Source organism: Polaromonas sp. P3_C2, from assembly GCF_056402675.1.
In genome coordinates, this window is sequence record NZ_JBFUGX010000072.1 from 1 (window position 1) to 10,134 (window position 10,134).

General features: G+C 63.6%; 11 protein-coding genes. 4 read left to right on the forward strand and 7 right to left on the reverse strand.

All coding sequences use genetic code 11. The annotated features are described in order from the left end of the window. Together AC1DWI_RS05145 and AC1DWI_RS05150 are read right to left on the reverse strand one after the other, a co-directional pair. Window positions 1-1,074 (reverse strand): ABC transporter substrate-binding protein (locus AC1DWI_RS05145; RefSeq protein ID WP_477724480.1); only part of this gene is annotated, 1,074 nt, incomplete at its 3' end. 298 nt (window positions 1,075-1,372) lie between these two features. Next, on the reverse strand, window positions 1,373-1,795 hold the full coding sequence (locus AC1DWI_RS05150; RefSeq protein WP_477670375.1) for a hotdog fold thioesterase: 423 nt from the start codon (window positions 1,793-1,795) through the stop codon (window positions 1,373-1,375). Between the two features lie 194 nt (window positions 1,796-1,989). Between AC1DWI_RS05150 and AC1DWI_RS05155 the strand changes: the two genes are divergently transcribed. The 3 genes from AC1DWI_RS05155 to AC1DWI_RS05165 all read left to right on the forward strand — a co-directional run bounded on the left by AC1DWI_RS05155 (window position 1,990) and on the right by AC1DWI_RS05165 (window position 5,233). Continuing rightward, the gene (locus AC1DWI_RS05155) at window positions 1,990-3,297 is read left to right on the forward strand and encodes a hypothetical protein (RefSeq protein WP_477670374.1); all 1,308 of its coding nucleotides are present in this window, start codon (window positions 1,990-1,992) and stop codon (window positions 3,295-3,297) included. Between the two features lie 191 nt (window positions 3,298-3,488). Further along, a complete protein-coding gene (locus tag AC1DWI_RS05160; RefSeq protein ID WP_477670373.1) occupies window positions 3,489-3,839 on the forward strand; it encodes a hypothetical protein in 351 nt (116 codons plus the stop codon). A 242-nt stretch (window positions 3,840-4,081) separates the two neighbouring features. Then, window positions 4,082-5,233: an ABC transporter substrate-binding protein gene (locus AC1DWI_RS05165; protein ID WP_477724481.1), complete on the forward strand. Its 1,152-nt coding sequence runs from the start codon at window positions 4,082-4,084 to the stop codon at window positions 5,231-5,233. A gap of 151 nt (window positions 5,234-5,384) precedes the next feature. Here AC1DWI_RS05165 and AC1DWI_RS05170 read toward each other — a convergent pair whose 3' ends face one another. From AC1DWI_RS05170 to AC1DWI_RS05190, 5 genes are all read right to left on the reverse strand, one after another. Further along, window positions 5,385-6,671 carry a solute carrier family 23 protein gene (locus AC1DWI_RS05170; RefSeq protein ID WP_477670371.1) on the reverse strand — a complete coding sequence of 429 codons (1,287 nt, stop codon included), beginning with the start codon at window positions 6,669-6,671 and terminating at the stop codon, window positions 5,385-5,387. 88 nt (window positions 6,672-6,759) lie between these two features. Next, window positions 6,760-7,644: an alpha/beta hydrolase gene (locus tag AC1DWI_RS05175; protein WP_477670370.1), complete on the reverse strand. Its 885-nt coding sequence runs from the start codon at window positions 7,642-7,644 to the stop codon at window positions 6,760-6,762. A 228-nt stretch (window positions 7,645-7,872) separates the two neighbouring features. Next, window positions 7,873-8,493: a TetR/AcrR family transcriptional regulator gene (locus AC1DWI_RS05180; RefSeq protein ID WP_477670369.1), complete on the reverse strand. Its 621-nt coding sequence runs from the start codon at window positions 8,491-8,493 to the stop codon at window positions 7,873-7,875. A 75-nt stretch (window positions 8,494-8,568) separates the two neighbouring features. Further along, entirely contained in the window at window positions 8,569-8,961 is a 393-nt protein-coding gene (locus AC1DWI_RS05185) for a RidA family protein (RefSeq protein ID WP_477670368.1), read from the reverse strand. A 106-nt stretch (window positions 8,962-9,067) separates the two neighbouring features. Next, a complete protein-coding gene (locus tag AC1DWI_RS05190; RefSeq protein WP_477670367.1) occupies window positions 9,068-9,511 on the reverse strand; it encodes a ribonuclease HI family protein in 444 nt (147 codons plus the stop codon). A 138-nt stretch (window positions 9,512-9,649) separates the two neighbouring features. On the opposite strand from AC1DWI_RS05190, the gene AC1DWI_RS05195 reads away from it, so the two are divergent. Continuing rightward, window positions 9,650-10,134 (forward strand): AMP-binding protein (locus tag AC1DWI_RS05195; protein WP_477724482.1); only part of this gene is annotated, 485 nt, incomplete at its 3' end.

Below are 10,134 nucleotides of genomic sequence, written 5' to 3' on the forward strand. Positions count from 1 at the left end.
TTCCAGGGCCGCCTGCAGCGTCTCCCGCGTCGGGTTCTTGCCCGCGCGCCGCAGGCCCTCCACCAGCACCTTGGCAGCTTCCAGGGCCGCCTGCAGCGTCTCCCGCGTCGGGTTCTTGCCCGCGCGCCGCAGGCCCTCCACCAGCACCTTGGCAGCGGCATAGCCTTCCAGCATGGCCGGCGACAGCGCTATCCCCTTGGCTTTGGCCAGGTCGTTGGCTTCCTGCACCATCGTGTAGGCATAGGAGCGCTCCGCCGGGTAGACCTGCGTGACGATGACGCCGCGTGAATACTCCCCCAGCGCCTTGATGAAGCCCGCCGATGCGTTGTTGGACAAGGTGACCACGCGCACGGACGACTTGGCGGCGCGCAGGGCCCGCACCCCATCCGCCACGGCGTTGCTCGAGCCGATCCAGAGCACGGCTTGCGCATCGCTTGCCAGAATGGGTGGAACAAGCTGGTTGTAGTCGGGCTTGCTGCGGTCCGCTTTCAGGATATTGGTGGGCTTCAGCTTCGCCTGCGTAAAGCCCTTGTTGGCTCCCTCCAGCCCGTCACGGCCGAAGGAGTCGTCCGCATGCACCACAGCGATACGCTGGATGCCCAGCGTGTGCAGGTGCTCGATGGCCTTCTCGGCCTCGCGCTGGTAGGTTGCGCGCACATTGAAGACATAGCGGTTGACCGGCTGGTGCAGGATCATCGCGCCCGTGGAGGGGCCGACCAGCGGCATATGGTTGGCTAACAGTACGGGCAACACGGCTTCGGTGGGGGGCGTGCCGCGCGTCAGGAACAAGGCGACGGCGCCGCGCTCGGCCAGCTTTTGCGCGTTCTCGCCGGCGAGCTTGGGGTCGAACTTGTCGTCCAGTGACACCAGCTCCAGTTGCCGGCCTGCGATCCCGCCCCGGGCGTTCACCGCATCCAGCCACAGGCGCGCACCTTCGGTGTTTTCCTTGACGCCCGCGGCCACGGGACCCGTGAAACCGGCTGTCTGGCCGATCAAAATCTGTGCGTGTCCTGCGCCGCACAGGACGGCTGCCAGCAGCGCTGTGGCCCATCGACTTACATTACTTGTGTCCATTTGTTAGCTTTCAACCTAGTTGTGGCGAACAATACGGACGGGGCAACATAAGATCAAATACGATTCAGAGCACGCCTTAAGATAAAAAAAATATGGAGTTGGCGTTGACCGACAAGACCCGGATGTGGCTTGTAGCGCGGCTTTCCGGGCGAAAACCCGGTGAAAAGCCTGAAAAGCGTCGCTGACCACGACCGCGATAGTGCACCAGGTTCAGGCCCACTGCATGACTAATATCTGGCGCAGAGAAATTGTTGCTATTCGTAACGAAGCCGTTACAGCCATCAATGGCAATGCGCCATCACCCCGGCCGCAGCATCGCCATCGTGATGCGCGAGACACAGGTCAGTTCGCCCGCGTCATTGGTGAGCTCGATCTGCCACACCTGCGTACTGCGTCCAATGTGCACGGGCCGCGTGGTACCGGTGACCCAGCCGCTGGTGACGCCCTTGAGGTGATTGGCATTGATGTCCAGCCCGACAGCGCGGTGCCCTTCGGGTGCCGCAAAGGCCGCGCCGCAAGAGCCCAGGGTCTCCGCCAGCACCACCGATACGCCGCCATGCAGCAAGCCATAGGGTTGTACCGTGCGGCGGTCCACCGGCACGCGGGCGCGGATGAAGTCGTCACCCACCTCCAGGAATTCGATGCCCAGATGGGTGACCGCACTGTCGGCGTTGTGGTGCGTGAGCAGTTCGACGGAGATGGGCTGTTTCCAGATGCGCATGAAGGTTCTCACAGGGCTGATACCCCTCACTATAAGGTTGCGGCCTACAGCGCTTGGGCACCTTGTCGCGTAGGCTGCAGCGGCGGCCGGGCTTAAGCTGGCCGTATGAGACACACGGACCACACGCACACGGACTGCACGGACTACATGAACCTGGATTACCGGAACCGGGGCTGCCCGGCTCCATCGGTCCGATGACACGTTCGAACAAATGGCTGGCAGGGCTGCTGGGTGTCGCACTGGCCCTCGGCTTGCTGTGGTTTGCCGCACTTCGGCTGTTGCCGAGTGACGAGGAACTCGCGCAGCGCGCCGCCACCGAGCTGGAGGCGCAATTGGGCGTCAAGGTCCGTGTCGGTGCATTGCACTGGCGTTTGCTGCCTTCGCCGGCGGTGGTGATTGAAGAGGCCCGCACGGAACAGCCCCAGCCGATCCTTATTAAAAAACTCACCGTCTACCCGGACCTCTTCGCCCTGTGGCAACGCCGCGTGAAAATTGACCGTGCCGACCTGGAAGGCGCCGTGGTGCCCCAGCTGTCGCTGCGCGGGCTGGGGAAACAGCGAGAAAAAAAAGACGAGATGGCTGGCGATGAACTGCCGCTGGCGCGTTTTGTGTTTCGCGACGTGACCTGGATCTCGCGGCGCGGCATCTCTGTAGTGTATGACGGCGAGGTTGATTTCGACCCCGCGTGGCGCCCGCGCAAGGCCGTGCTGAGGCGCCCCAATGTCGAGCCCACCACCCAGCTGAGCCTGGCGCGTCAGGGCCAGGAAGACCGCTGGGACACACGCATCCGCGTGGGCGGCGGCACGGCCGATGGGGAAGTCCGGCTCGAGTTTCGTGCCAACGGGCGCATGCATCTCGAAGGCACCCTGCAGCCCCGCGATATCGAAGTTGAAAGCGCGTTGGCTGCTTTCAATCGCCGGTCTGTCGTTGCAGGCAAAGCGTCGGGTGAAACCACGCTCTCGGCCAATGGCGACACGGTGGCCGAGCTGGCGCAGTCGTTGCACACCAAAACCCCCTTTACGGTGGGCAAGTCCATGCTGCTGCGCTTTGACCTGGAAAAGGCCGTGCGCACGGCCGGCAAGGAACACGCCGGCCAGACACCGCTGGACACCATCACGGGCCAGCTCGACACGCAGAACACGCCCGAGGGCATGGTGGTGACCTACACCGGCGTGAAGGCCAGTTCGGGCGTGCTCACAGCATCGGGTGAGGCCAAAATCGCCAACCGGCAGATTGCGGGCGAGTTTGCCGTTGACCTGGTGGACGGCATTGTGGGCATCCCGCTGACAGTCAGCGGCCCGCTCGACAACGTCAAATTTTCCGTGTCGGGCGGTGCCATTGCGGGCGCTGTGGTGGGCACCGCGGTACTGCCGGGTGTTGGCACGGCCATTGGGGCCCGCATCGGCTCCACGCTGGGCAAGATTTTCAGCCCGGGCCCGGCGCAGCCTGCCAGTGCGGCGCGCAGCGGCAAGGCGCCTGCCGCACCGTCCAAATCGCGCTGAGGGCCCGATCCATCAACGGCGCCCAGTGGGTCTGGTTGCCGTCAATACCCCCATCCGATGCTGAGCTTCTGGCCCTCTGAATTTGCCACAGGTGGTTAAAATCCCGCTGAAGCAGCGCAAGCCAACACCATCATTTTTGCGGATACCCCACGTTTCAACGACCCGCATCAACCGACCATAAGGCCATCGATATGCCACAGCAGCAGTCTGCCGCTTCCAACACCGCATCGACTCCCCTGGAGCGCGCGCTTGGGCAAAACGAGGCCGTCAAGGACACCGTGGAGCAATCGGCCGCCGAGCTGATGGTGATCAACACGGTGCTCAAACAGGAACTCCCGCCGCACGTGCAGGCCGGCGAAGTGGCCCAGGCCCTGCAGAAAACCGACGCCCTCGAAACCCGCATCCAGGAATCCGCGGAAGACCTCGCGCAGGTCAATGAAACCCTGGAACAGGAAATCGGCGAGCGTGCCGACCTGGAACGCGAACTCGCCAGAACCAAAGCAGCCCTTGCCAGGGCTACCGGCCAACCCCAGGCCAAGTAAGTAACCCCCGGCGAAACCGGCTTAGCCGGCGACAAGCCGGGCCATGCCCCGGCCATTTCACAGTTGCCTGCGTGCTGTCATCAATTGGTAAGGGTTTACCCCTAGAATCATTTAACCTTAAATGATTTGCTCTGCCATTTTGGCGCGCTGCTGTGCGCCGGTTGGCGGGCGGTTTTACCCCGCAAGGTCACTCGGCCTTGTCTTTTGGCCTTCACGGCTACCCCACCTTTTGGAGATTTGCGATGCTTCGCCGCCGCTTCCTTTCGTTTGCCCCTCAAATGGCTGCCCTTGCCGCCGCTCCCGCTTTCATTCGCAATGCCTATGCCCAGGAGGGTCTGACGGCCAAGGCCATCACCATCGGCAGCACCGGTGCGACCAGCGGTCCGCTGGCCAGTGTGGGCGCCGAGCTCAAGCTGGGCGTGGACGCAGCCATGGGCCAGATCAACGCCAAGGGTGGCGTGAACGGCCGCATGCTGCAGTTCCAGATGCTGGACGATGCCTATGTGCCGCAGCGCAGCGCCGACAACGTCAGGAAGATGATCGGCGACGGCAGCATTTTTGCGCTGATGTCCTGCGTCGGCACGCCCAACAACGCCGCCATCGTGCCGGTGATTGAAGAGTCCAACCTGCCTTACGTCGGGCCGCGTTCGGGTGCGTCGTCGCTGCGCAAGCCCGGCATGCGCAACGTGTTCCATGTGCGCGCCAGCTTCACTGACGAAACCCAGCGCCTGGTGCAAAGAATCGTGAGCATGGGCATCAAGGACCTGGCCGTCGTCTACCTGGACAACGACTACGGCAAGGAGGTGGTGCTCGATGTCAACCGCGCGCTGCAGGTGCAGGGCGCCAAGGTCGCCGCGCCGGTGGCGCTGGCCGTCGACGGCAAGARCCTCAACGAGGTCGTGAACCAGGTCGTCGCGGGCAAACCCGGCGCCGTGCTGCTTGGCACCGCCGGTTCGGCATCCGTCGGCCTCATTACCGCGCTGAAGAAAGCGTCACCGATGCTGCCTGTCGCAGGCCTGAGCGTGACGTTGTCGGGCGACGGCATCAAGGCCCTGGGCGCGGCCGGTTCCGGCCTGGCGCTGACCATGGTGTTCCCTGACCCATACCGCGCCAAGCTGCAGGTGGTGCGTGACTACCAGGCCGCCATGCGCGCCATCGGCCAGCAGGAGTTCTCGCTCGGCAGCCTGGAGAGTTATATCAACACCCACGTGATGGCCGAGGGACTGGAACGCGCCGGCCGCGATGTGACGCGCGGCAAACTGCGCACCGCGCTGGCCGGCCTGCAGAAGTTCGACCTCGGCGGTTTCAGTGTCGACTATGCCGCGCCGCCGTTCGCGGGTTCGAAATTTGTCGAACTGGGCGTGCTCGGCGCAGGTGGACGTTTCCTGGGCTGATGGACCATTGATCCTGGCTGGCAGCGCCTGTTGCCGCCAGCCAGAAAAAAGCCCCGGTTGTTGGGTCAGCGGGGACTTTTGGCATTAAAAAGAAGCTAAAGCCCAATCAGGGCATGCGCAAGCAGCTATCAAATAGATAGCGATTCGTTGATCAGGGTTTGCGGCTCAGCAAGGCGTACAGCAGGATCGCACCAAAGGTCGCGGTGCCGATGCCACCCAGTGCGAACTGGCCGAACTTCAGCGTGAAGTCACCGGTGCCGAGCACCAGCGTGATGGCGGCAACAATCAAATTGCGGTTGTCTGAAAAGTCCACCTTGTTGTCCACCCAGATCTTGGCGCCGGCCACGGCAATGAGGCCGAACACCACGATGCTCACGCCGCCCATCACCGGCAGCGGAATCGCCTGGATCAGCGCGCCGAACTTGGGGCTGAAGCCCAGCACCACGGCGATCAGCGCCGCCACCACGAAGACGGCGGTGGAATAGATCTTGGTCGCCGCCATCACGCCGATGTTTTCGGCATAGGTCGTTACGCCTGTGCCACCCGCGCTACCCGATACGATGGTCGCCACGCCGTCGCCGATGAAGGCGCGGCCCATGTAGACGTCCAGGTTCTTGCCGGTCATGGCCGTCACCGCCTTGATGTGGCCGAGGTTTTCCGCCACCAGAATGATGGCGACGGGCGCAATCAGCAGCATGGCATTGGCGCTGAACACCGGTGCCGTGAAGCCCGGCAGGCCGACCCAGGCGGCATTGGCGATGCCCGACAGGTCCATCGGCTTGCCAAGGCCCAGTCCGTTGGTCAGCACCGCATAAATCACGCTCGCCACGATCAGGCCGACCAGGATCAGCAGCCGCTGCACCATGCCGCGCGTCATCACGGCTACCAGGGCCACGCTCACAAACGTCACCACCTGCATCCATGAATCGAAATTGCCGGCAGCCATGTTCTTGATGGGAATGCTGGCCAGGTTCAGGCCGATCACCGCCACCACGGCGCCGGTGACCACGGGCGGCATGAAACGTTCTATCCAGCCGGTGCCGATGGACTGCACGATGAAGCCGATCAGCGTGTACACCACGCCGCAGGCGATGATGCCGCCCAGCGCCACGCCCAGGTTGGCATTCGGCCCTTTGCCGGCATAGGCCGTGGCCGCAATCACCACACCGATGAAGGCAAAACTCGAACCGAGGTAGCTGGGCACCTTGCCGCCGGTGATGACGAAGAAGATCAGTGTGCCGATGCCGCTCATCAGGATGGCGATGTTGGGGTCAAACCCCATGAGGATGGGTGCCAGCACCGTGGCGCCGAACATCGCGATCACGTGCTGCACACCCATCACCGCGGTCTGTGGCCACGGCAGGCGCTCGTCGGGCCCGATGACGCCGCCTTGCTGCAGTACCGCGCTGTCTTTTTCTGTCCAGTCCAGCATTCCCATCATGTCTCCTCTTGTTAAAAGTGAGGCAATGCTAGGGGGAATGGGCGCGCCGCACAAGCGCGGCGCCGTTTAGACCCTCAACAGGTTCTCAGGCCAGAAACGCTGCCACCTGGCGCAGCACTTCGTCATCCTTGAGGATCTTGCGATGGCCCAGGCCTTCGGTGGCCACCAGGCGCGCGCCGACAATCGCCTCGCTGTAAGCCACGCCGTCGGCAAAGCGGTTGATGCTGTCCTGCCGGTCATGCACCACCAGCGTGGGCAGGGCGATGCGCGGGCCGACCATTGCCGGCTCGAACTGCGGCATCAGGATGCCTTCGCGCGCCTCAATGCGCCGCTGCATGGCCGCGCGCGTGGATTCGTGCAGGCCAAACACGTGGGCAAATAGCCGCGTGTATTCAAGCGGCGACGCGGGGGGCGCCAGCAACACCAGCCTGCCAGCCGCCAGCCCTCGGCTGGCGGCATAAGCGCCGGCGTTCGCCGACAGCGAATGCGCCACCACCGCGCGCAGCGTATGGCCCTGTTGCTGCAGCCGTGCGGTCACGTACTCCAGCACGCGCGCAAACTGCGGCAGGTTGGTGACCGAGCCGCTGCTGCGGCCATGCGCCGGCATCTCAATGATGACCGGCCGCAAGCCTTGCGCACTCAAGACCTCCGCCAGCGCCAGCATCTGCCCGGCGTGTCCGCCCCAGCCGTGCACCAATAGCACCACCGGGCCGGCAGGTGCGACGGGGCGGCTGTACATCGTCACGCTGGCATCTTCAAAAGGCCATTGCTCAATGTGCCAGTCGGGGCTCCACTTTCTGCGACGGCTCACCCACTTGGGCGGTAGCGGTGTGCCGAACAAGCGGTAAGCCGCCCGCACAGCCAGCGCGGGCCAGAGCTGCTGCGAAGCGCCCAGCCCCCAGCGGAAAATGCGTGTCAGGGGGCTGGCGTTGTAAAAGGCTGCGGTGGCCTGGAGCGATGTGCGTGTCATGGTGTGGTCCTCCCCGTGAATGTCAGTACCAGATCCAGTCTTCGTTGCTGCGCGGCAAACTGCGCAGCGAAGCCAGGACCGCCTTCACGGCGCGAACGCCAAGAAATACGCCTAAACCAATGATCAGAATCAACATGATTTCCTTATTTCTCCGCACAGTCGTGCGAAATTAAAACTTACCGATGCATCGGAAATGGCGTGGCTGCCCTTTCCGCCCTGTTTGTCTCTTTATTTTGGGGTAACTGCCTCTGTCTGGTAGCTCTTGATCAGGCGCTCCCAGGCTGCCTGGGCCCGTTCAGCCGCGCGTGCATCGCGTAGAAAACGGGCATCGTGAAACATCCCCATGGCAATGCTGCTGATTTCCATGACCAGCTGCTCCGCATCGGTGTCGGTCTTCAGTTGACCGGCCTCCATGGCCTGCAGTACGGTGCGCCGCAACGAGGCGCGCCAGCGGGTGACCTCGCCGAGCAGCAGGTCGCGCAACTCGCCTTCGCGGTCGTCCAGCTCAAAGGCGCCCGCAGTGTAAATACAGCCCGACTTGGCCTCGACATCGCGCGTGCGCACAATCCAGCGCTGCACAATCGTCTCCAGCCGCGGCAAACCCTTGGGCTGCTGCATGGCGGGCACAAACACATCGGCAATAAAGCGCCGGCCGAACTCTTCAATCACGGCTTTCTGCAAAGCCTCGCGTGAGCCGATGCGCGAAAACACGCCGCTCTTGGAGATGCCGATGCGGTCTGCCACAGCCTGCAAGGTGATGGCCTCCAGACCTTCCGCCGCAGCCAGGTCGATGCCTGCGCCGATGATGGCGGCGCGGGTCATTTCGCTTTTCTGGGTTTTGGCGTCCATGCAGCGAATATTAGCACGATTGTGCGAAAGTGCAACTCCCTCATCGTGTCACGGTTTTCGGGCCTTCCGCGCGCGCTAGCAGGCGGCGATGCAATCCATCTCAATGTCAAAGTGCCCTGGCCATGCCGGCACGCAGATGAAAATCCGGGCCGGTGGATCCTGGGGGAAGTAGCGGGCGTAAATGGCATTGACCGTTGCAAACTTCTCGACCGAGGTGCAATAGACGTTGCATTTGAGCACCTGGCCCAGCGATGAACCTGCTGTTTCCAGGCAGAGCTTCATTTGCTCCAACACCAGTTCGGTCTGGCGTTCCACAGATGCGTGGACAACTTCACCCGTGGCGGGGTCGAACGGCGGCAAGCCGGCCACATAGACCGTATCGCCATGACGCGTGACGACAGAGGTGGGCGCCTTCCATCGCTGCAGCCAGGTGGAAAGGGGTTCGACGCGAATAATCTCTTTGGCCATGCGTTGCTCCTGGGCGGGTGTACGGGGTGATGCGGGTACATCCACATATATACGCGGCTACGGCACTTCGTTGCTTCGTGCGGGAACGAAGCATTCACACGTGCAGCTAACGACGGCGCCTGGCCGCTGGAGCGGGGCCTTTAGGCATCAGCCCCACCGCCGCCCGGGCCAGGGCATCGGCTTCCTGGTTGCGGTGGCGTGGTATCCACACCAGCCGCGCCGACTCGAAAGACCGCAGCACGGCGCGCACCTCGTCGAACAGCGGAACCAGGCGCAGGAAGGGTTCAGTGGCGGTTCCCGCCAGCTGCTGCACCACCACGCTGTTGTCGCAGTGGATCAACAATTGGGTAGCACCCTGCCGCCTGGCGTATTGCATGGCCGCCATCAGCGCGCGCAGCTCCGCTTCGTTGTTGCAGCCCCGGCCTTCCGCGGTAATAGACAGCGGATGCCGGGTCCCGTCAGGCGCCATGACAAGCGCGCCCAGACCCATGCGGCCGGGGTTCGGCACGGCGCTGCCGTCGCAGTAGATGACCCAGGGCTCGCTGTTCAATGAATACTTTCAGGCGGACAGATGCGCGGCACAGGCGGCCCCATGGGAGACGGCCCGATTAAGCAGAGCCAATCAATATAAGTCATGCCGGGGATACCACCCGGTCGCATTCGCCGCTCTTGGTTTATGGTTGCGTTCATGTTCCAGATACGCAAGTACCAAAACTGGCTGCAGGCTACGCGCGGCCTGTCATTCGACAACTATGACGCGCTGTGGCGCTGGTCGGTCACCGACCTCGACGCCTTCTGGCAAAGCATCTGGGACTACTTCGAACTGCAGTCGCCCACTGCGCACACGGCCGTGCTGGGCCGGCGCAGCATGCCGGGAGCCGAGTGGTTTCCCGGTGCGCAGGGCAACTACGCGCAGCAGGTGTTCCGCCACACGGCCGCGGCCGACGCGGCGGGCGTGCCTGCCATCGTCAGCCACGGTGAAGGCAGCCTGGCGAACGGCGAAGCAGCGCGCGAACTGGGCTGGGCCGAGATGCGCCGGCAGTCGGCGTCGCTGGCCCTGCACCTGAAGGCGCAGGGCGTACAGCCCGGCGACCGCGTGGCCGCCTATCTGCCCAACACGCCCGAGACCATGGTCGCCTTCCTCGCGACGGTCAGCATAGGCGCCGTGTGGAG